18 protein-coding genes are annotated in these 22,466 nt (G+C 50.9%); 13 read left to right on the forward strand and 5 right to left on the reverse strand.

Going from position 1 to position 22,466, the window contains the following annotated elements; translation table 11 throughout:
- Positions 1-137: 137 nt before the first annotated feature.
- A complete protein-coding gene (locus tag H6F86_RS11825) occupies positions 138-719 on the forward strand; it encodes a phycobiliprotein lyase (RefSeq protein ID WP_347240196.1) in 582 nt (193 codons plus the stop codon).
- Between the two features lie 55 nt (positions 720-774).
- Here the strand turns inward: H6F86_RS11825 and H6F86_RS11830 are convergent, their stop codons facing one another.
- The 3 genes from H6F86_RS11830 to H6F86_RS11840 all read right to left on the reverse strand — a co-directional run bounded on the left by H6F86_RS11830 (position 775) and on the right by H6F86_RS11840 (position 3,544).
- On the reverse strand, positions 775-1,902 hold the full coding sequence (locus H6F86_RS11830) for a hypothetical protein (RefSeq protein WP_190448793.1): 1,128 nt from the start codon (positions 1,900-1,902) through the stop codon (positions 775-777).
- Positions 1,903-2,147: 245 nt separating this feature from the next.
- Positions 2,148-2,894 (reverse strand): sucrose-phosphate phosphatase, encoded by a 747-nt coding sequence (locus H6F86_RS11835; RefSeq protein ID WP_190448794.1) that lies wholly within the window; start codon positions 2,892-2,894, stop codon positions 2,148-2,150.
- An 89-nt stretch (positions 2,895-2,983) separates the two neighbouring features.
- Entirely contained in the window at positions 2,984-3,544 is a 561-nt protein-coding gene (locus H6F86_RS11840) for a DUF1499 domain-containing protein (RefSeq protein WP_199305231.1), read from the reverse strand.
- 277 nt (positions 3,545-3,821) lie between these two features.
- Between H6F86_RS11840 and hpsE the strand changes: the two genes are divergently transcribed.
- The gene (gene hpsE, locus H6F86_RS11845; RefSeq protein WP_190448795.1) at positions 3,822-4,826 is read left to right on the forward strand and encodes a hormogonium polysaccharide biosynthesis glycosyltransferase HpsE; all 1,005 of its coding nucleotides are present in this window, start codon (positions 3,822-3,824) and stop codon (positions 4,824-4,826) included.
- A gap of 208 nt (positions 4,827-5,034) precedes the next feature.
- On the opposite strand, the gene H6F86_RS11850 is transcribed toward hpsE, so the two are convergent.
- A complete protein-coding gene (locus H6F86_RS11850; protein WP_190448796.1) occupies positions 5,035-6,210 on the reverse strand; it encodes a glycosyltransferase family 4 protein in 1,176 nt (391 codons plus the stop codon).
- A 486-nt stretch (positions 6,211-6,696) separates the two neighbouring features.
- Between H6F86_RS11850 and H6F86_RS11855 the strand changes: the two genes are divergently transcribed.
- The 6 genes from H6F86_RS11855 (at position 6,697) to tilS (ending at position 14,318) form a co-directional block, all read left to right on the forward strand.
- A complete protein-coding gene (locus tag H6F86_RS11855; RefSeq protein WP_106254363.1) occupies positions 6,697-6,813 on the forward strand; it encodes a photosystem II reaction center protein I in 117 nt (38 codons plus the stop codon).
- A 105-nt stretch (positions 6,814-6,918) separates the two neighbouring features.
- Complete coding sequence (locus H6F86_RS11860) at positions 6,919-9,729, forward strand: DUF3769 domain-containing protein (RefSeq protein ID WP_190448797.1); 2,811 nt, start codon at positions 6,919-6,921, stop codon at positions 9,727-9,729.
- 177 nt (positions 9,730-9,906) lie between these two features.
- The gene (locus H6F86_RS11865) at positions 9,907-11,664 is read left to right on the forward strand and encodes a DUF3352 domain-containing protein (protein ID WP_190448798.1); all 1,758 of its coding nucleotides are present in this window, start codon (positions 9,907-9,909) and stop codon (positions 11,662-11,664) included.
- A gap of 76 nt (positions 11,665-11,740) precedes the next feature.
- Positions 11,741-12,772, forward strand: a complete 1,032-nt coding sequence (gene ccsB, locus H6F86_RS11870; protein ID WP_190448799.1) for a c-type cytochrome biogenesis protein CcsB — start codon at positions 11,741-11,743, stop codon at positions 12,770-12,772.
- Positions 12,773-12,912: 140 nt separating this feature from the next.
- On the forward strand, positions 12,913-13,278 hold the full coding sequence (locus H6F86_RS11875) for a KGK domain-containing protein (RefSeq protein ID WP_190448800.1): 366 nt from the start codon (positions 12,913-12,915) through the stop codon (positions 13,276-13,278).
- Positions 13,278-14,318 (forward strand): tRNA lysidine(34) synthetase TilS, encoded by a 1,041-nt coding sequence (gene tilS / locus H6F86_RS11880; protein WP_190448801.1) that lies wholly within the window; start codon positions 13,278-13,280, stop codon positions 14,316-14,318. Before H6F86_RS11875 ends, tilS begins: the two co-directional genes overlap by 1 nt.
- 48 nt (positions 14,319-14,366) lie before the next feature.
- Here the strand turns inward: tilS and hmpF are convergent, their stop codons facing one another.
- Positions 14,367-16,124 (reverse strand): pilus motility taxis protein HmpF, encoded by a 1,758-nt coding sequence (hmpF, locus tag H6F86_RS11885; RefSeq protein WP_190448802.1) that lies wholly within the window; start codon positions 16,122-16,124, stop codon positions 14,367-14,369.
- 914 nt (positions 16,125-17,038) lie between these two features.
- Between hmpF and H6F86_RS11890 the strand changes: the two genes are divergently transcribed.
- From H6F86_RS11890 to H6F86_RS11910, 5 genes are all read left to right on the forward strand, one after another.
- A complete protein-coding gene (locus tag H6F86_RS11890) occupies positions 17,039-18,355 on the forward strand; it encodes a response regulator (RefSeq protein ID WP_190448803.1) in 1,317 nt (438 codons plus the stop codon).
- 108 nt (positions 18,356-18,463) lie between these two features.
- On the forward strand, positions 18,464-18,829 hold the full coding sequence (locus H6F86_RS11895; RefSeq protein WP_190448804.1) for a response regulator: 366 nt from the start codon (positions 18,464-18,466) through the stop codon (positions 18,827-18,829).
- Between the two features lie 9 nt (positions 18,830-18,838).
- A complete protein-coding gene (locus H6F86_RS11900) occupies positions 18,839-19,369 on the forward strand; it encodes a chemotaxis protein CheW (RefSeq protein WP_190448805.1) in 531 nt (176 codons plus the stop codon).
- A gap of 13 nt (positions 19,370-19,382) precedes the next feature.
- Positions 19,383-19,541 carry a hypothetical protein gene (locus tag H6F86_RS11905; RefSeq protein WP_190448806.1) on the forward strand — a complete coding sequence of 53 codons (159 nt, stop codon included), beginning with the start codon at positions 19,383-19,385 and terminating at the stop codon, positions 19,539-19,541.
- The gene (locus H6F86_RS11910; RefSeq protein ID WP_190448807.1) at positions 19,525-22,416 is read left to right on the forward strand and encodes a methyl-accepting chemotaxis protein; all 2,892 of its coding nucleotides are present in this window, start codon (positions 19,525-19,527) and stop codon (positions 22,414-22,416) included. The genes H6F86_RS11905 and H6F86_RS11910 overlap by 17 nt, the downstream gene beginning before the upstream one ends.
- Positions 22,417-22,466 lie beyond the last annotated feature (50 nt).

The following is a 22,466-nucleotide window of genomic DNA, read 5'->3' on the forward strand; positions in this document are numbered from 1 at the left end:
TGCTTTTACAGCAATCGAAGCGAACGTTAGGACACACGTAAACCTTGAAAGTTCCTTTGAGCAAGGGCTTCTATTTATCCCTCATCCTTCATCGTTCGCCCTTTTGCTATAAGTAAAGCGCTGCGACCTTACAATAAGTGAGTAGCAAGCATCCAGAAAAAGGATCGTCGTTAACGATGGATATTGTGGAGTTTTTTCAACTCAGCAGCGGTAAATGGTTTTCGCAGCGTAGCAGCCACGATCTAACCCTAAAGCAGTCTGAAAGCGGCAAGTCAGATTTTCAGGTTGAGCTGCTACCCAAGACCGATCCTGTGGTGATCAAACTATGCGAACAGCACAAGCTTGATCCTACCGTAGCGCTTTGTGGGGTGCGAGTTAGTGGAGACGGCTCAACCGCATGGGATAAGGAGAAACACCCCGGTAGCAGTGTGCTAGTGCCGATCGCTGATTCAAGCAAACCTAATGAAGGCAAGCTGCTGCACGCGCTTAACAATGCCGAAACATCCGTCGTAGGGCGCTATGTAGTGGGCAATGATGACGCAGTGACACTGATTATTGAGAACGAGACGCTCTACGCAGAGGAACGACTGTGGTTTGCTAGCGAGAACTTACGCTTACGCACCAGCCTCTCTAAGCAGGCAAATGGCTTTAGCATGGCAGCGTTTTACACCGAAATTCGTAAGGGTGTTACGGCTCCACCTGCCGAAACCAAGGCTTAACCGTCGATCGAACAATTAACCTGACGCAAGACAAACAAAAAGGAAACGGAGGGGGCTAAGGCTCCACCGCTGGCGCTTCATCATGAGGTTGAGCGACTGCCTTGAGCTTACTGTGAAAGTCTGAGGCTTCTGGGGCGGGCGTGAATTGATGAATGGGCTGCTTGTCAGACGGATCGGTTAGCCAAAGAGGCTGGTAACGTGCTGTTAAATGCAGCCTGAGCTTTGGTTGGAGCGTATGAGCCAGTAGCCCAAAACCAGGAAACATTGTTTTGGCGCTTAGTTCCTGGTTATCGAGCTGCTGCAAAATTCTCGTGATCGAAGCTGCCTGAGGGCTAGGGGTCTGCGTTTGAGCACCGTTGCTTAAAGGCACAGAGTTTGTAGCAGTAGTAGCGTGGTCGGTTGCACACGCCTGCTCAACGTCCGAGCGAGCGCTGGTTGCTTCAATCAATCCAGCTTGAGCAGCGTCATCGATCGCCACTTGTGCAGCACTCTTTGAAGGCGGTAGCGCAGAAGGCAGTAATGCTGAGTCTACAGTCGTCTGCGCGTGTCCCTCCGTCTGTGCATGAGCAAGCGGCTGAGGTGATGGCTCCTCCGATCGCAGCATGTAGGAGTAGGTCTGCACTAGCGATGGTTCGTTGGGTGCCGCAGTTGATACCGCAACGCGATCGACAGATGGCGAATCAATGGTCGTATCGCCCTGAAGGTTTCTCAGCGCCTGCATCGCATCCGCATTATGCAAAACAGTTGGCTCACTCTGGCAAAGTGGCAACGCAACGACTGGGTACGGAACCGTAGCAACTAACGCCTGGGCTGCTGGCGTTAAAAACAGCTCTTCCTGTAAGGACGGGTTGAGTGACTCAGGGGTATGAGGCAATCGATCGCAAACTAACCGCTCAAACTCATGGTTAAAGTGGTAGACAGGCTGACTACGCCGCTGCCATAGAGCGAGAATTTGCTCCACAGAAATCGCTTTGTAGCGCCCCTGGTAAAGCGCTTCAATGGTTGCTAGACGTATCCACGCCTCTGGGTACTGCGCTTGCCACACTGACAGCAAGGGCGCGATCGTATCACCACCCAAATCAAAGCCATAGTGAAGCAGCAAACTGGCAGCAGATACAGCAGCGTCAGGTGATCGTTCGGTAGAGTTTTTGACCAGTTCTGTCATGTGCGTTCGCTGCGGCATAACGGTGCTCAATAGATCAAGTAAAACGCAGCGTACCCCAAGTGTATATTTGGACTCTCATACATGATGAACAATTAGCAAGGCAACGGCGTGCCCTCGCATGAAAAATTTGACCTGATTGTTATCCATGCCCCTACAAGCAAAAGCGGGTGGAATGGACTAAAAGGTCTCTAATAGGGACAAAAAGCTTAGAAGTATGCAGAAAAGGGTTGAGGCATCATCCCTATAGGCAGTAATGCCAAAATTCAAAGAAAGCCAAAGTGTTGTAGCCCTTCAAGGATGCCTCCAGCACATTCCGCTAGTGCAAGATAGCGGTTGCGGTTCGGGTTTGCTTGATGCCATTGAAGGAGTTCTGGGCGGGCATTGCCAACGATGATGCCGCGTTCTGGGCGATCGCGAAACAGTGCCACATCATTACCAGAATCACCGCACGCCACCGTTTGCAGCGGGTCGAATTCTAAATATTGACGGATAAATGCCATTGCCATGCCTTTATTCGCTTGACGTGGCAAAAGATCCAGATCTTTACCACCGCTGAAGATGATCTGAACCTCCAGCCGTTGTTCTGCCAGCAACGCTTCCAGATCAGGAAGCACTTCAACAGCGGCTTGTTCGCTAAGAAAATAACTTACTTTAAACGGGCGTTGCTCTGAGTCAGGTTGCGGCGTAAGGTCAACAAAACGGGCAGCACTGTTGACGATTTGTTCACGTTTCCAGCCTTGCGAGAGCATTTCAGACCAAATTGGGTCAGGAGCCTCGCCGCCTTGATGATAAATTTCAGTGCCAACAGCACAGATCAGAATGTCTGGCTGTAGGAGCGTTTTTTCGGTGCTGAGCTGCCGATAGCTGGTGAGCGATCGCCCAGTGGAGTACACAATTTTTGTACCGTACTGCTGGCGGTGCTTCTCTAGCTGGTGGTTGAGGTCACTCATGGCACGATCGTCGCCCACCAGCGTATGGTCCAGATCAGTCACAAAGAGAAAGGGCTTCACGGTCTTTCAGCGCTTGTGGAAGGTTTGCAAGGGTTGGGCTAACCCCCTCAGAGTTTAGCTTCCTGTGGCACCTGTTGTCTTTACCGTTCTTAAGGCTCTAGCGTTGCCCGTATTACCTCAATGCGCTTGCGGTTCACACCTAGATCAGATTCGCCTAAGCGAGAAGCAGAACGGACTTGAATGCGATCGGCATCGCGATCAAGGTAAAACTCAACGTCATCGACAAAGCCCATGATTGATGAGGTAAATTCCGCACGAATATAGTCAGCAGTAGCCGTCAGCAGACTGACTCTTGGTTGCCCCTGAAGCGTTGCTTTAAGCGTGTCAAAAGCGACCTCTGGCGCAGTGGCATAGCGCAGTGGAGCGATCGCGTGTGCGGGATCTTGACTCTGGCTGCTTACACAGTTGGGCGTACTTGGACAGGGCGCAAACTTACCCTCCGCTACGCCTAGATTTGCCGGACGCTCGCCCGCGAAAGAAAACAGTGCCCCGACAGTGGATGTCGCTGGCAGGGGCAGCGACAGAGCTGACGGTGCAACTAGCCAGCAACTTATCGCCAGAAGCATAGACATGAAGCATAGGGGCAGCGCTGACAGCAAGGGCAGTTGCCAGAAGGAGCGATCGTCAACAGCAGGCTTTTTTCTGGACATAGAAATGAGTTTTGTGGAGTAGGTTAGCTCATGAAGCGGTGCTTTAAGCCGCTAGATTTCCGCAAGCTCAATCAGCTACGGTGAGGGGCTATTTGAAGTACAACTTATTTTCTAGCGGCTCGGTTGAAGGCAGTTTGACATAAATACTTAGAAAATGTTTTTTGCAAACATCATCAAAACTTCATGGAAAGTAGCGTAGAAATGAAGAAATTACAAGGTAAGAGTTCTCCAACGTTGGGTACTCATAATGATGTAGGGTTCTTATCGCCATCTCGTCATGCCAATTGACTTTACTGTTGCTGTCCGTACCTATAATGCTGAGAAGCGCTTGCCCGAAGTTCTAGACCACCTACTTGCTCAAACTAATGCGGAGGGGTTGCAGTGGGAAGTACTCATTGTTGACAACAACAGCACTGATCGTACAGCAGCAATTGTTGCCGAATATGTTCAGCGATGGCGGCAGGACAGCCAAATCCGCTTTCTCTGCGAACCACGGCAGGGATGCGGCTATGGGCGTGAACTGGCAATGCGTGAAGCAGCCAGTGAAACCTTAGTAGGCTTTTTAGATGACGATAATCTTCCAGAACCAACCTGGCTAGCCGCAGCCTATCGTTTTGGTCAAGAGCACCCTAAGGCGGGGGCTTACGGAGGCAATATTTATCCACGGTTAGAAGTTGCTTCACCAGAGAACTTTCATCAGATCAAGTTTTTGCTCGCCGTTGGTGATTCTGGAGACGCAGCCTTCCGCTACCCCAAAACGTTTGTGCGCCGCCGTTGTCCAGTCAACCCAGGGTGCGTCATTCGTAAGCAGGCATGGCAGGAGGCTGTCCCTCAACATCGCCGACTGTGGGGTAGGGATGCGTCCCGGAGTATGGTGGCAACCTGTGCCGAAGATGTGGAGGTCTTGCACTACATCATCAACAGTCACTGGGAGGTTTGGCATAACGGTGAGATGAAGGTATGGCACCATATGCCTGCAAGACGCTTAGAGCCTGAGTATCTGCTTAAAACTGCTCGCAACAGTGGACTGTCGGCTCATGCTTTGCGGTTGTCTAAGCTGCATCCCTGGCAACAACCACTGCTGACGTTGCTGCTGCCCGCATTTATCCTCTTAGGTGGTTTAAGAGTAGCAGCATTTTATCTGCGCTACCGCAGTGAGTTGACAACGGATATTGTCAAAGCGTGTCTGTTTCAGCGTCAAATTGGTATTTTTCTGAGCTGCTTCGCCACACCTCGTGCGCGACGTTATGACGATACCCCCGGTCAATCACAGCAAGCTTAGACGATCGGTTGTGTCACATTAGCATTCAGTAGTTTACTGGCAGAAATTTTGCGGTTTCAGCGTTTCATTTAGGATCGTAGATTTAATCAATCCACAAACTGTACGGGCGAGTTTAGTAGACCAATCCGCACCATGCAATAGATTTGACGGCAAAACCTGCCCCTACCAAACATCAAACTTATTTAATTTCCATTCCTTAGGTTCTTTCTTAGGAACTCTTGCTTGACGCACGCTTGCGATCGACCGCCTCTTTCATCACTGCAAGGATGCGCGGCACATTAATGGCAGCGTTAAAGTCGCGCTCTACAACGTTGCGTCCTTGCACACACATTTGATGACACAACGTTGGATTGCCCAGCAGCGATCGCATGGCTGCTGCAAGGGCTGACGCATCCCCTACAGGCACCGTGAGTCCCGTTTCACCATGACGCACAATGTCACGGACACCGCCAACCTCTGTGCTGATGACCGCGCAACCAGATGCCATTGCTTCTAAGCACGCCCAAGACGAAAGATCCGCCGTTGTTGGCAGGACGAAGAGACTCGCTTGAGCGTAAAGCTGAGCAAGACGACCATCATTTGGAGCAAGATCTGTGTAGACATACACATTTGGCAACGTTACCGTTGGCGGCTCTTTGGTAACCAGATGGAGTTCTGCACTTTCCGCAAACTGTTGACTAAAAACTTGCAGCAGCACATCGCCGCCTTTGCGAACAAAATCGCCGCCCACAAACAGAATTTTTGGTTTTGCAGCCGCATCAACGCGGAGGAACGTCATGTCCGACCACAGTTCTAAATCTAAGCCTGGGTGAATGGGCTGCACCCTTTGAGACGGAATGCCACACTCATCAACCCAAATATTTTTGCCCCACTCAGACCAGGGAATAAATGCTGCTGTCTGTTTAGCGCACCATAAGTCTAGCCCTAACCGAAACCGATGCCGCCACAGCAATTTGTTGAAGTCTTTGGGATACAGCGGATGCGTGGAGGGGTTAACAACCGGTGGATCATCGTTGTTCCAGATGAGGAGGGGCTGTTTCCAAAGCACGCTGCGGCAACAGGCAACAGTGTATGCCTCAAACATATGGAACAACACGGCATCAAACTGATGCATGTGTCGCAGCACAGGAAAAGATTGGTAAAGAATTACTGCCCGCGTGTAGAACGGTTCGGGTAAGTACCGTAAGGGGTTTGGCTCATTAGGCGCAATAAAATGCTTGATAGGTGCCCAGGTAAGGTCTACTTCAGAGTCACGCTCGGCGTACTTGCGGAAGCTGAGGTAGCGGGTCATGTTGCCCATGCCAACGCTCAGGATGGCTCCAAAGCGATACGGTTTTTGGGTGTTAATGGTGTGAGCTGTGAGATTGTTTGATTGGCGATGCATTAGTTGTTGCTCGTAAAACTCATGCCGTATCTATGGGGCAGGCACGATCGCCTGACTGAATTGCTCGCTGAGAACTGTTACTTGGCTAGCACATTGCTAAACGTAAGCAATATTTCCACCTGTACTTATACACTCCTACCTATTCCAGAGAGCAAGCTATAACAGTCGAAGAGAACGTTAGAACAGACATTAACCTTGAAATTTCCTTTGAGCGAGAGCTTCTATTTATCCCTTATTCGTCATCCTTTTGCTGTACGCCTGTTCACAAGAACTGTCGCTTACTCGTCTGAAATTTGCTGTGATAGATGGTTATGAGCAATGACACTTCACTGAATCTTTACATCACCATGGAGGCATGATACCGTGTCGTGCAAACAGCAGACGCAACCGCTAAAGCGAAAACGGAACGGCATTTCTGTATGATTAGGAGAGCGATCGCGCCATGCGGGTCGATCGTGTATCTTTGATTTTTCTGGAGCTAGTGGTATGGTCACTCTCAAAATTGCCGTCTATATTGTTGTTGCTTTCTTTGTTGCGCTGTTTATCTTTGGCTTTTTGTCTAATGACCCTGCCCGTAACCCGAAGCAGCGCGATTTAGAGTAGACTGAGCCTGCATTGCAACATTATGGTGGGGGTGGCGTGGGCTACCCGCCATTTGCCAGTAAAGCAACCCCCAGGGGTTGCTTATTCGTTTGAGACTGTCGCTATATGCCCTATCCGGTTTCGCCACCGACTCCTCCTGCCCTCATCGCTACTCCGTCTCAAGACGTTAGGCACTCACCACACGCTCCATTGGTTGTTTCAGCACCAGCAGCAACCCAACAGACGGTACCACTGACGCGGCTCCGCCAAGAGAATGCTGTAGCTCCTAGCCCAGCGGCTCCTGAAACGGAAAGCTTGCCGACAGCAGCGACTTTTATCGAGCAGTCGGGGGTGTCGCAAGCGTCACTCCTTGGCACCTCAACAACAACTGGTTATTTGTTGAAGGATGCCCAGCTTAAAAATGATCAACAAGCGAGCGTTTCTAACCCTCAATCAAAGGCTGTCAAGCCTAAAGAAACGCCTGGCAAGGCTGATACGACGGCATGGAAGCAACAGCCTGTAGGAAGGCAGCGTTTAGCCAATGGAGCCCCGTTGCCCAGCCCATTGCCTAGACAGATACCGCCGATCGCCGTTCCACCAGTTAGCGCCCCAGCGACTCGCGATAAACGTACTGCTGTAGAGCGATCGCTGCCTGTTTCAGGTGCCACAGACTCCGGTGAGTCTGTGGTGTACTCTCTCTCAGGGACAACGCAGCCAAACCAGTCAACCCGTGAATCGGCTGTTATCTCAGGGCTGAGCGACGCAATTATCCTGGACGAGTTCGCCCAAGAGACCTTGGCACAGGAAGAAACGGGCATGTCTGGTAAGCCAGGGCTGGTGATCCGTGCTCAAGCGCCTGATCAAACGCCACTGCTCTTACCGATGCCAACGTTGGATCAACCAGCAGGCAATCCAGTGCCAGTCCCAACAACTGAGCAACCACCCGTTCAACTAGAGATTCCGACTCAGCCACCAACCCAGCCACCAACGCAACCAGAACCAACGCAAGCTCCGCCGAGCACTGGTTCACCACCCGCTGGTGATTCACCGACCACTGGTGGTTCACCGACTCCTGGGACAACTCCGGATATTGGATCGGTAATTGAGCTAACCGCAGACCGTCAGGAATATGATGAGCAACGCAAGATTTTTACGGCTGAAGGCAATGTTCTGATGCGGTTTCAGGGTGCGTTGCTAGATGCCGATCGTATCCAGGTCAATTTGGACAATCGGCTGGCAGTAGCAGAGGGCAATGTGGCATTGACCCGTGGCAGCCAGGTTTTGCGTGGACAACGGCTCGACTATAACTTTGTTCAGGGTGCTGGCACACTGTTGAATGCCAGGGGTGAAATTTTTCTTCCCAATACAGGTACCGATCTGGCGCTAGGGTCACGAAATGAAGGCGTGACGATCGCACGTTCTGTGAGCGATCGGGTAACATCTGCCCAACCAACGCAAAATGTCAGCAGCCCCGGCAGCCTCGGTGTTGGTGTCGGCTTTGGACGAGATGCAGCCCGGATTCCTGGTGGTGTGCCTCAAGGGGGGGCAGTCCGACGGTTGCGCTTTGAAGCGGATCAAATTGAGTTCACCCCGGATGGCTGGGTTGCCCAGAACATTCAGATCACCAACGACCCCTTTTCGCCCCCGGAGCTAGTCTTAAAAGCAGAACAGGCGACGTTTACCCGCGTTTCACCATTGCGAGATGAGGTGCGGACAAAACGCCCCCGGCTAGTGTTTGACCAGCGTCTGACTCTGCCCTTCTTCCTACCTGTGGTTGCCTTAGACCGTCGGCAGCGCTCGCCCGCTCTCTTTCAGTTTGGCTACGATGACGAAGACCGGGGCGGCTTGTTTATCGAACGTCCGTTTAGAGTGCTATCGTCTGATACCGTTCGGTTTACTCTGTCACCGCAGTTTTTCGTGCAGCAAGCCATCCTTAACGGTGGTAGCCCCTTCAAGGCAGAAAACTTTGGCTTGCGAGGGGCTTTGGAGGCTAACCCCGGTCCATTGACCAGTATTCGAGGCAGGGTATCTTTTACGAGCCTGGATTTGAACGATCTTGAAGATAATGTCAGAGCCAGCCTACGGGCACAGCAATTGGTAGGCGATCACACGTTAGCGTTTGAGTATAGCTATCGCGATCGCCTGTTTAACGGCTCGCTAGGGTTTCAGACGGTGCAAAGCAGCCTGGGAGCCGTATTAATCTCACCCAGAATTATTTTGGGCAAGTCTGGCATTGAGCTAACGTACCAGGTTGGTGCTCAGTACGTGAATGCGGATACTGATCGCCTTGACCTTTTAAGCGCCGATCGCACTAACAACCGGATTAGCCTGGGTCGGTTTGAAGGAACGGTGCAGCTAGCGCGTGGTTTTACCCTCTGGCAGGGCACTGCGCTACCGCCAACCCCAACAGAAGGTTTACGCTATAGCCCAGTACCCCTCACGCCCTACGTTGGTTTGGGAGTGACGCTGAGAGGGGTTGCCAGTGCCTATACAAGCGGTGATACTCAGCAGAACCTCATTGCTAGTGTGGGTCTGAGCGGTCAGTTTGGGCATTTTTCCCGCAAATTCTTTGACTATACTGCGTTCAATATTGCCTACATTCAATACATTGGAAGCGGACAATCGCCTTTTCTCTTCGATCGCACAGTTGATAATCGCATTCTTAGTCTTGGCATCACCCAACAGATCTACGGTCCGTTTCGAGTTGGCTTTCAAACTGCTATCAGTTTAGATACAAACAATCAGATCAGCACTGACTACTTTTTGGAATACAGCCGCCGCACCTACGCGATCATCGTACGCTACAACCCAATCCTGTCTATTGGCTCTTTAGGCTTGCGAATTAGTGACTTTAACTGGACGGGTGGCACCGATACGTTTGAAGGAGCGGACATTACCCCAGTTGAAGGTGGTGTGATCTTGCGTCGCGATGAATAGAAGAAAGCGTTAAGCAAGTATTCCTTTGAGCGTCTGTCACTTCTACAGAATCTAGTCCATTACTTCTTTATCCTTGCCGCTCTAACTTTCATGTCATCTTCTTCCCCGGTTATGCGTCAGGTTTGCTAAAGTGGCAGGGGCATTGCTCGCGCTGTCTAGATAGGAAAGCCCTCCCCCATGACTAAGAAAAAAAAGCCGTCCCTATTATTGCCCGTAGGTGCTGCTGTACTGTTAGTGGGTGGAGGTGCTACTGCCTACTGGTTTCTAAATCAGCGGGGAGGCGGCTCAGGAGAACTGCCGATCGGTGCTGAAGTGATTCCGCAAGATGCACTGATGACGCTCTCGGTCTCGACTGACCCTGGGCAATGGCAACAACTGCGCGAGTTTGGTACACCTCAAAGTCAGGCGGCATTTGACAAGAACCTGGCGCAACTGCGCGATCGACTCTTGACTGCCAATGGCTACGATTATGCAAAAGATATTCAACCCTGGATTGGCAAAGAAGCAAGCATTGCCTTGTTGTCACCACAGCCCCTTGCCGCTGCGCCAAATACCCCTGCACCTGCGGCTCCTAAGCCTTTAGCGATCGTGGTGCTGCCGATTCAAAACCCACTACAGGCAAAGCAGCTTTTGGAGCAGCCGAGACCCCAGGCAGGCAAGCTAGTAGACCGCACCTACAAAGGTTTTCAGATTAAAGAGACACAGGGCAAAGCAGAGAATATTTCGGCAACGGTGTTTGACGGCAGATTACTAGTAGTCACCACCGATCCCAAAGCAATGGATCGAGCGATCGATACCTACAAAGGTGAACAAGGGCAAGCAGCGCTGAAGGCAACTCCAGGCTATGCCCAGGCAGCTAGTAAGATCCAGACAGCACAAACGTTTGGTAAGCTTTACCTCAACTTTCCAGCCGCTACCGCCTTTACGGCAGCCAATACAGGCAAGGCAGCACCGCCGAACCTGGCACAGACACAGACGCAAGGTGTGGCAGCGACGTTAAGTCTGGAGACCGAAGGCGTTCAGTTCAAAGGTGTAACGTGGTACAAACCCGATAGCCAAAAAACCTTTCAAGTGGAGAACAAGGGCAAAAGTATGCCGGGTCGTCTGCCAGCCAGCACGCTCTTAATGGCATCGGGCGGCAACTTGAGGCAGTTCTGGCAGAATTACAGCCAGGGCGCAACAGCCATTAACCTTGCAGTACCCGCGTCACCAGATTGGTTGCCAAACGCTTTGAAATCAACCGTTAACCTGGATCTAGAGCAGGACTTTCTGACGTGGATGCAGGGTGAATTTTCACTAGCACTGGTTGCGACACCCGATGGTAGTCCCGCTGGTTTACCGTTCAACCTCTTGTTTATGGTGCAGTCGAACGATCGACGAGCAACGGAAGCCACATTCAAACAGCTAGACCAGACAATGGCAGAGAAGTATAAGTTCAAGGTTGAAGCGGCTAAGGCAGGCGATCAACCCCTTACCAACTGGTCGTTGCCAGCACTTGGGTTTACTGCCTCCCACGGTTGGCTGACCGACAATGTGGCGTTTATTGCGCTTGGTTCGCCAACCGTTTCAGTGGTGAACGAAATCTTGCCGAAACCCTCTGCCGCGCTAGCCGATAGTCAAGCCTTTAAAACCAGTGTCCCATCTGGTCCCACTCCTAACAACGGCAATTTCTTCGTGAATGTGGATGCCTACAAAGCGAAGAACCTACCGCTACCGCAACTGCCGCTTGGCAATCAAAATCTGCTTGATGCTATTCGCTCGATCGGTGTCACAGCAGGTATTAGCGACGCTCGCACCACGCGCTACGATGTCACCGTGTTGTTGCAAAAGGCTGGCAAACCTGCCCCTCTGCCTAGCCCTACAGTGCCTGCTAATACTCCATCGCCAACTAATAGCCCAGCACTCGAATTGCCTGGTGCTGTTCCATCCCCCTAACAAAACTTCCTAACTATTCTCAAGAATCGTAGGATAGAGAAAGGGCATTGGTTCAAAGCCTGGAGAAAAATACGGCATGGATTTGGTTAGACTGCAAACTATTTTTGATAATGCGTCCTTTGCAATTCTGTTTGCGACAGCGCTGGTGTATTGGGTTGGGGCAGCCTTTCCTCGTGTACCCTACCTGCCGCTGTTAGGCACAACGGGCATAGCGATCGCCAACCTCTGTATCGCTGCTCTTTTGGGCGCACGCTGGCTAGAGGCAGGCTACTTTCCCCTCAGCAACCTGTATGAGTCGCTCTTTTTTCTCACATGGGGCATCACCGCCATTCATCTGGTTGCCGAGAACATGAGCGATAGCCGCCTTGTTGGTGTGGTAACGGCTCCAGTTGCAACGGGCATCACTGCTTTTGCAGCGCTGACGCTGCCGAAGGATATGCAAGCCTCTGCGCCTCTGGTGCCTGCGCTGAAATCCAATTGGCTGATGATGCATGTCAGCGTGATGATGTTGAGTTACGCCACGCTCATGGTGGGATCGCTGCTGTCGATCGCCTTTTTGGTGGTTACACGGGGTCAAAAAATTGAGCTACGTGGCAGTTCAGTGGGTACAGGGGCGTATCGCGATCGCACGTATCAACTGCGACGTGACGGCGAACTGGTTATACCTGCAGCAGCGCTTTCTAGCACACCAACGAATCCACAAGCAGAGCTAAATGGTAGCACCGCTACGGCAGTACTTAATGCTCCGACTGTAGCCCCTGTCGCAATGCCGCTCTCACCCCAACGCCTGAGTCTTGCCGACACGCTAGACAACATTAGCTATCGCATTATTGGGCTAGGCTTTCCACTACTGACGATCGGTATTATTGCTGGTGGTGTTTGGGCAAACGAAGCATGGGGTTCTTACTGGAGTTGGGACCCTAAAGAAACTTGGGCGCTCATCACCTGGCTGGTCTTTGCCGCTTACCTACACTCTCGGATTACCAAAGGTTGGCAAGGTCGTCGTCCAGCCCTTTTAGCAACCGTTGGGTTCGTAGTCGTCTGGGTTTGCTACCTGGGTGTAAATTTGTTGGGCAAGGGACTTCATAGCTATGGGTGGTTTCTTTAAGTGGGAAGGATGAGAGATACAAGATGAGGGATAAAAGGGAGATTAGAGTCAACGCACTCCTAGCGTTCAGCTCAAAGCTCAAAACTACGTTCTCATTTCCTCTCACCTCACTCCCTGTAATTAACGTTTAACAGTAGACGATGGATAACCAATTTGAACCGCTGAATAATGACGAGGTGCTGTTTATCAACGTGGGTCGGGTGTTGATGGTGAATCCCACGTTTAAAGTGGGCGAATTTATTGATGCCCTGGCTCAGGCTATTAGCGATCGCGAAACTGACTGGTCTGACGATAACGAAGGCTGGTTTGGTGAGGGTTTACCCTGCGAAGCGCTCCGCTTTGGCACTCAAGGCTGGCAACGTGGTCGGGTTCGCATTCGTCTAGAGTTTGTCCCAGACGCCAGCAAACCTAAAATGCTAGATGTGCCTCGTGAACGAACACGCCGTCCTGAGAAGCCAGACCCCAAATTTGATGATGTTTATAACGATGTTGATGACGATTACTAATGCCAGAGGCAGCCTTCGATCGCTCTAATGCTCGGTATTTACAAGGCTCTTCTAATCAAGGCTGGACACCCCTGCATGCACACCTGCATCGAACGCTAAAAGAACGGCAATTGTTAGTACAGAAACAACGCGTGCTAGTTGCCGTTTCGGGTGGTCAAGATTCGCTTTGTCTGGTCAAACTGCTCTTAGACCTGGAGCCTAAGTGGGGATGGCACTTGGCGATCGCCCACTGCAACCATCGCTGGCGGTCAGACTCTGATGCAAATGCCGCTTATGTAAATCAACTCGCGTGCAACTGGCAAATCCCTTACTACCAACAGACTGCTGAAAGCGTCACGACCAGCGAGGCAACTGCACGGCAGTGGCGCTACGAAGCTTTGACAACGATCGCCCAGCAGCACGACTATTCCTGCATTGCGACAGGACATACTGCCAGCGATCGTGCAGAAACCCTCCTCTACAACCTGATGCGCGGCAGCGGTGCTGATGGCTTGCAAGCGCTTGTCTGGAAACGTCTCCTCACCCCTGCTATTCAGTTAGTGCGCCCCCTTTTAGGCATGACTCGTGCCGCAACAGGGCAGTTTTGCCATGATGCTCAGTTACAAGTCTGGGACGACACAACGAACGACGACCTGACCTATGCCCGTAACCGCATTCGTCAAGAACTCTTGCCTTCCTTGCATCACTTTAATCCACAAGTAGAATTTGCTTTGTCCCAAACAGCGGAACTACTCCAGGCAGACGTAGAGTACCTTGAAGCACAAGCGGCAGCATTACTTCAGCAGGCACAGCATCCCGAGCGCTTAGGACTCGATCGCGCGGTCCTGCAAAATGCTCCCCTCGCACTCCAACGCCGCACTGCCCGTCAATTTCTCCAGCAAGCCTTACCCTGCGCTCCCAACTTTGACCACATCGAGAAACTGGTAGGCTTAATTACGGCACCGAATCGATCGCAAACCGATCCCTTTCCAGGCGGAGCGATCGCTCACGTCGAAGCTAACTGGATCTGGCTCAAGCACTACAATGACAGCTGCGGCTGAAGAAACGCATAACCAAGATCAAAGTAGTTTACTACCCAAAGTTAGTTCTTAAGATGCAGCGAGTTCTGGAGTGCTGGTGAGGCTAGCGAGGATTTGGCGCATTTCGGTGATCGCCTGTTCTTGATGCTCTCCTGTTTCCTGAAACTGAGCGACTGTGCCTACAATGGCGTCAAGTCGTTGTCGCAGACTGTCTACATTATCCTGAATCGGCTGAAGCATTTCCTGATAGAGGTTCACGCGACCCCAGGTTTCAGCGGCGGCAGAACGGCGATCGAGCAGGGCTTGTTCTAACTGTTTGAGTTCGTTGCGCTTGTTTTCTTGTTCCGTTGCCTGCGTGTTGACCATGCCTTGTGCCTGATCGATCGCGCCGCGCATTTGTTCGATTTGGCTCTCCAGCTTTTGCAGTTCTTCGACTTGCTGTTGCCGTTGGGCTTCAATTTGGCTCAGGATGGGTCCCAGATCAATATCGTTTTCTTGTATCGCTGAATCAGTATTGCCCTGACGACGTAGCAGCACAGCGCGGTGCTGGCTCAAGAGTCCATCGCGTTCTCGGAGATTACGGCGCTGACCAACCAGAGTTTCGTTGAGCATCTGGTAGCCGTCTTGCTCATCTGCCAGCTCGTTTTCCAAGTTAAGACGATCGTACTCGTTGGCTGCCTGGATCTTCGCTTGTAGGTCGTTAATTTCCTGCTGCTTGTAACGCAGTTCCTCTTCTTGGCTTTCCACAAACTGAGAGAGCTTCTGCAAATCGCGCTCTAGATCGCTGACGACCTTTTGCAGTTCGTCGATCGGCAGCTTCTCAAGGGCTTCAACATCCACTTTTTGCCCAATCTTGACCTTATCAGAGCTGTCTGCCAAGCCGTAAAGCTGCTGATGTAGATCCTCTTGGTTTTGGATTTGTATACCTAGCATCCGGGCATACTCTTGCCGCACGTTGAGCGACGTTTGTTGTACCTTCAGTTCTGCCCGCCCTTGTTCTAGCGACTCTTGCGCCTGGTTCCACTCGTGCCAGCGCTGGTGAATGTCTTGAGTTTGGCGATCGGCTTCGTCTTGCAACTGTTGTGCGGTCGATCGCTGTTGCTCCAAATTCTGCCACTGCTGATTGAGCGTGTTTTGCTGCTGCACCAAAATTTCTACCGAAGCATTCAGTTGGGCTCGTACCACATCTGTAGAGGGTACTGCACCTGCCAACCGATTCAGCAAGTCTTGAATAATGCGTGCCTGCTCATCGTCGAGAAAGGCAGTCTGCTGAAACTCTGCCTGCCGCTCTTCTAGACGACTCATCTCGCCACGCAGATGATTCCAGGCTCCTTCTAACTCCTGACGGTTGCGCTCAAATTCATCGCGCTGCTGGTTCACTTCATCACGTAGGGTTTCAAACTCCTGACGCTGCTGCTCTAGCTGTTCAAAGTCGTCCTCCATCTGCTGGAGTTGCTCGCGTCGGGTTTCCATCTCCATTTCCCGACGATTGAGTTCCTGACTCTGATACGTCAGAGACTGCTTCCATTGTTCAATCTCTTCCTCTTGTGTCTTAAACTTTTCTTGCAGTCGCGAAAAGTTCTGGAGAATGCTAACCAGTTGCCGTCCAGCTTCCTGGACACGCTGCACTTGCTTATTGGCTGTAAGGTCAACCAGTACTAGAGCGCCACCGTTGTAGTTGTTTGCCTCATCGCAACCAACGACTTCTTCACTAGTTACTGCACTCCAGCTTTGTTCAGACCGCTGGCAAGCAAGCAGCTTCAACTCTGCCTTGCCGCCACCCAGCAAGCCACCGCTCTTTTTTTGTACTTCTGCAAGATACAGCACGCTGATAATCCTCTTCTGTGTCTGTGCCCAATCTCGATCGCCACTTAAGCAATCTGGTGTCCAATAGACTAGTTTGGGATAGTCTGACCAAAGCCACTAAACCTAGTGTAATCAGACAACCCTATCAGAACAATCCTTATATCTAGTCGCGATCGTGCAAATCTAGTTGCTTAATGTCAGTGCGCTAACGTTTAATCAACGTCATCAGCTACCGTATACCTTTGTCTTCAACCTAGTTTATAACGCACGATGTTGACTGCAATGCTCAAATCAAGAACTACAGCATTGTAGATCTACGAATCATGCCTGCATCAAAGTATCTCTACCACAGACTAGCACTGCTGAAAGCTAAGACAGACCATCTTTGTCAACAGACTAGTCAGTCTTTACCCTGCTACTCCAGGTTAGACGCCTCTTCCAGGCACCAATTTTTCTCTTAGACGTACTTTCAAAGATAACGCCGATCGCACCCATTAGCACTCTAGTCCCTGAGTATGCCATTTTGCCATCCGTAAAGCTAGCAGCTTTTCAGACAGGTTAAGGTATTACACATAATTCCCCTCCAGGTAGAAACAGTGAAGAACTGTAACGGAGGAAACGGTAAGTCTCTACCTTCAGACATCTTTGCTCTTAACACCGACGGAAGGCGAAGAGTGCTCCTATTACGCGATGTTAACGCAGACCGACAGTCACGCGATGACCTGTGCAATTGCTGGTTGCAGCAGCCATAAGTTGGAAAAACTGAGAGATTCGATCAATAAAGGTATCAAGGGGGAGTATAAAAGTTGTATCAGCCCGTTGTCTTAGCCAGTCAGCGGCTGGTACATCAGAGATTCTTTGCCAAGCGACTACTGCTGCAAAAGATGCCTGAATCGAAACAAGTTCCAAGCGTTTGAGGAAAAGGCTGGAGTTTCATGCAGGGGAAGTTGAATGAAATTGACATTCGTAGCATTCTGCAACTCATTGAGTTGGGGCAGCGAACGGGTGAGCTTTTTGTCGAAGCGTATCCATCGCAACCAAGCGGCATGGGCAACCCTGGCATGGTTTATGTGCAAGATGTGCGTGCGTCAAAAGCGCTGGCAGAGCAGTATTGGTTTGTTTTTTTCCTAAATGGAGAGATTATCTATGCAGCCGATCGCGCCACCAGTTTGTCGCGGTTGTCAGATTACCTTCGGCGCTATCGGGCAGAGGCGACGCTGAGTAGTCTAGTGGTGCCGTCGATCGCAACCACCAATGCACCAGAGTACGGCTATTTGTGGGCACTGCTTGAAAACCATATCCTAACCCCAGCACAGGGTCGCAGCATTATTCAAAGCATGGTGCATGAGACGCTGTTTGACCTGTTAAGCCTGCATCAAGGCTCGTTCATCTTTGAGTTGGGACCAGCACTTTCACCACAGTTGACCACGCTAGAGATGACACCTCTACTGGCAAAAATTATGAAGCAGGTGCAGGAATGGAAGCAGTTTCATCCCCATATTCAATCGCCCGACCAGTGCCCAGCGATCGCAGACCTTGCCATGCTTCAAGACACGCTGTCTAAACGCACGTTGGCAACCTTAGACCGCTATGCTGACGGTAAAACGTCGATTCGTCAAATTGCACGTTATTTGAATCGCGATAGTTTAACCGTAGCGCGGGCAATCTATCCTTATGTACAGAAGGGTGTAATTCAACTAATTTATGGTACTACCAAAGAAAATGAGTCGAGTAGCGGTGTCAAGCCCATGCGTTCTAGAGAATTTGGACGACTGCCCGAACCTAGACCGCTAAGAGTTGTTTGCATTGACGATGGCGTAACGGTACGAGAAACGGTGGAGCACATTTTGCGGCAACATAGCTATGAAGCAACAGCGATCGGCAACCCGTTGAAGGCACTTAGTCTTGTCTTTCAGCTCAAGCCTGATTTGATTCTTTGCGATATTGCAATGCCTGAATTGGACGGGTACGAAATCTGCGCCATGCTGCGGAAGTCCACCGCATTTCGCCAAATTCCGATCGTGATGCTGACAGGCAAGGATGGCTTTATTGATCGCGTGAAAGCCAAAATGGTCGGTGCAACTGATTACTTAACAAAACCCTTTGGTGAAAGTGAGCTTTTAATGTTGGTTGAAAAGTACATTGGTGCAGGCGAACAATATAGTAGCCAGCACAACGATGCACTCAATAATATAGACAATGATCTGGAAATTGATTGGACGGATGCTGACTCAACATTGACATCCGTTTAACGCTAAATCGAGGATACTTTATGGATTACATAGTTTTAGGGTGAATACTAAGGTGAATAGCGTTGGGTCTTCCCGTTAACGTTTCAGCCGGCAAGCAGGGAAAGGAATATGAGTACAGTTCTGGTCGTGGAAGATAGTGTGACTCAACGAGAGATGATTACCGATCTCTTAAAGGGGAGTGGTTTAAGTGTGACGGTAGCTGGTGACGGCGTTGAGGCATTAGAGAAAATTCAAGGACATCGACCTGATCTAGTGGTGCTAGATATTGTCATGCCGCGCATGAATGGTTATGAAGTCTGCCGTCGCCTCAAAGCCGACCCTAAGACTCAAGATGTGCCCGTTGTCATGTGTTCATCTAAAGGGGAAGAGTTCGATCGCTACTGGGGCATGAAACAGGGCGCTGATGCTTATATTGCCAAACCTTTTCAGCCGACCGAATTAGTGGGAACAGTCAAGCAATTGTTGCGGGGTTAAGCAGAAGCAATGGTCGGCAATCCAGATTTTTTAACGGGCAGAGGGCAAGATCAGGCACCCGAATTTCAGGAGTTGGAAAGTCCTGAAGGTGAGCTGCACTTGCGGTTTTACATCACATCCGGCAGTGAATTTGCGCTACCAGCGATGGGGATTCGAGAGGTATTGTCGCCATCGCCCGATCGGATTACGCCCGTGCCGAATGTTTCACCACTGCTTTTGGGTACTCTTAATGTACGCGGACGCGTCGTTTGGGTTGCCGATCTTGGTCAATTCTTGGGCGATCCAACGCCATTGAATACAGATAAACCAGAAGTTCAAGTTATTGCTGTTGAAGACCAAGACATTATGCTAGGTTTAGCGGTCGATCGCATCGTTGGTATGGACTGGCTGGATATTGAGGAGGTGCAGATGTCTACCAATGTGCCCGATAGCGTTGCTCCGTTTCTACGTGGTGAGTGGGTTTTAGATGCACAAGCAAATAAGTTTCTCCGACTATTAGATCAGATTGCCATTCTGCGATCTGCTCGATGGGCAGCCTAGGAGAGAAATTGACGTGAAAAAAACACGAACTAGCGGTAAAACTGAGAAACAAGTCACGCGGATTGAGTGCGGTGTCGGTCAGAGCCAAGCCGTACGTCGCAGAACCTCAGCTATGCCTAAGCTACAGCACTCAATACGCAACTGGGAGGAGGCAAATGGCAACTGGCACTGAATACGCACAAGAATATCAGCAAGCGCAAAAGGCATATGTGCAGGGCAACTATGAGGAGGCGGCGGAAATCGTTGATCGCCTTATTAAAGAATTTCCTGAAGATCCCAGCGCATCGTTGCTACGTGGTCATGTCTATTGCTACGGGCTACAGCAGTTCGCGATCGCTAGAGACCAATACCAATCAGTGCTGGGGCTGACAACCGATCAGGAGTTTATCAACTACGCCAACGATGGTCTAGCGTACATTGATAGCCAGGCAGGTGATGCGGGTGAAGATAATTTTGGTGGAGCGATCGCGTCTGATGCCTATGCGTCATCCGAACCAGCTACTCCGTCTACAGATTGGGATCAGGATGATAACCTGGGCTTCAATAATCTGGATTTAAGTAATGAGTTTGACAATGCGTTCGGTGCTGACGACCTTAGCTTTGACCCCAATTTTGACTCAAACTTCGACTCCAGCTTTAACTCTGCATCAGACACATACGGGCAGGATTTTGCGTCGTTAGCAAACGAGCCGTTCGCTAGCCCATTTGATAATGGTACGCAGTTACAGGAAGCCAGTGCCTTAGACAGTTTTGATTCTCTCTCTGATCCATTCTCGGTTGATGCAGCACTGGATCATCCGCAAGATGACGCATTCTCGCAGCCGCCAGCAGAACCGCTGAACTTTGACACCAATAGTACACCCGGTGCGATCGACTTCGATGTACCCGATTTCAGTACGCCTGATTACGGCACGTCGGACTTTAGTACGTCGAGCTATGGCACACTATCCACTCCCAACAATGACCAGTTTGCTGCCGCTTTAGACGAGTTTGATGATGCGTTTGCACCACTGGATCTGCCAGGCGCATCACCGATCGATCAGCCATCCTACACGATTGAAAACGATCACTCCACGCCCCCTTTAGATGCAGCTCGTAACAGCAGCAATCACCGCATCACCGAAGATGAGACCCTGTTTATGGGTAGTACGGGGGTGTATGAGAGTGATCAGTTTGGGGCAACCAGCGGCTTTACACAAGAGCCAGCAGACTCCCTCTACAGTGACCGTGCTAATGCAGATTCTGGTAGTAGCAGGCAAACCAGCGCCGATTTTCTAGATGAGTTTGACGAATTTGATGATCTTGGCAATCTCGCCGATTTTGATCTTTCGGAAAATTCTGCTGGCTTTACAAGCCCCTCTGTTAATGCTGGTTTTGATTTACCAGGAAGCAGTGCTTTAGCAAGTAGTAGTACTGCTGGTGACTTTGACTCCATGGGCTTTGGCAGTAACGGCACCCGTTCTACCATCTCCGATGATGAAGTCTTCAGCATCTCCAGTACGTCCGAGCAAGTACCAACATTTACCCAGTCTGACCAGCAAGGAGTTGAACCTAGTCCCAGCGTTGAACAAGGGGCACTAGCGTTTTTAGAGAATGCACCTATTGAACGTAAGCAGTTCTACACTGCGGTCACAGCGGGGATCTTTTCAGCAGTGGCAGTGGCAGTGGTGAATCTTATCTCTACTAGCACCCTACCTGGCACGGGTGAGAATGCCACACCTCGAGAAAAGGAACTCTCCAGTGCGGTCATTTCGCGACTTCAGGGCACTGGCTGGGCGATGGCTTTAGTGGGCGGTTTGTCGGGTGGGATGGCAGCCTTTGCTGTGGGGCAATTTACTGCCAAGAAAATCAAGCAATCGACGGATGATTTGCAAGCGCAATTTAATTCGGTTTGTCAGGGCAACTTGAATGCTCGAGCTACGGTTTATACCGAAGATGAATTTGGTCATCTCTCATCGGGCTTCAACCAGATGGCACGGGTCATTCTTACCACTACCAGTGAAGCGCAACGCAAGGCAGAAGAGCAAGAGCAAGCGAAGGAAGATTTGCAGCGTCAGGTGATTCGACTGCTAGACGATGTGGAAGGCGCAGCTCGTGGTGACTTGACGGTGCAGGCAGAGGTAACAGCAGACGTGCTGGGTGCCGTTGCTGACTCGTTCAACCTGACGATCCAAAACCTGCGAGAAATTGTGCAACAGGTGAAAGTAGCAGCGCGGCAGGTTAGTAAAGGCTCGACCGACAATGAAATGTTTGCCCGTAGTTTGTCGTCTGATGCACTCCGACAGGCAGAAGAGCTTGCAGTCACGTTGAACTCGGTGCAGGTGATGACCGACTCGATTCAACGGGTGGCAGAAAGCGCCCGGGAAGCGGAGGAAGTCGCACGATCGGCATCGGCAACCGCGCTTAAGGGTGGGGAAGCAGTAGAACGGACTGTGGCAGGTATCCTCGAAATCCGCGAAACGGTGGCAGAAACCACGCGCAAGGTGAAACGTCTTGCAGAATCATCGCAAGAGATTTCTAAGATCGTCGCTTTGATTTCGCAAATTGCCTCTCGTACCAACTTGCTGGCACTTAACGCCAGTATTGAAGCAGCACGGGCAGGCGAAGCGGGTCGTGGGTTCGCGATCGTTGCTGACGAGGTGCGACAGTTAGCTGACCGTGCCGCCAAAGCGTCGAAAGAAATCGAACAAATCGTATTGCAAATTCAGGGTGAAACAGGCTCTGTAATGACCGCAATGGAGGAAGGGACACAGCAGGTCATTGAAGGCACTCGATTAGCAGAACAGGCGAAGCGATCGCTCGAAGATATCATTCAGGTTTCCAACCGAATCGACGTGCTAGTGCGTTCGATTACAGCAGACACTGTTGAGCAAACTGAGACCTCACGCGCGGTCGCTCAGGTCATGCAATCGGTTGAGTTGACCGCTCAGGAAACCTCTCAGGAGGCGCAAAGAGTGTCTGGTTCGCTGCAAAACCTGGTGGGTGTTGCCCGCGATCTACTTACATCTGTAGAACGGTTCCGCGTTGAAACGATTGAGCGCAAATAGCACTAGACCACAGCGCTCGGCGTCAGGTGTCAATTTCAGATGTATCAGGT

The sequence above is a fragment of the Phormidium sp. FACHB-592 genome, assembly GCF_014695795.1.
GTDB lineage: Bacteria > Cyanobacteriota > Cyanobacteriia > Leptolyngbyales > Leptolyngbyaceae > Stenomitos.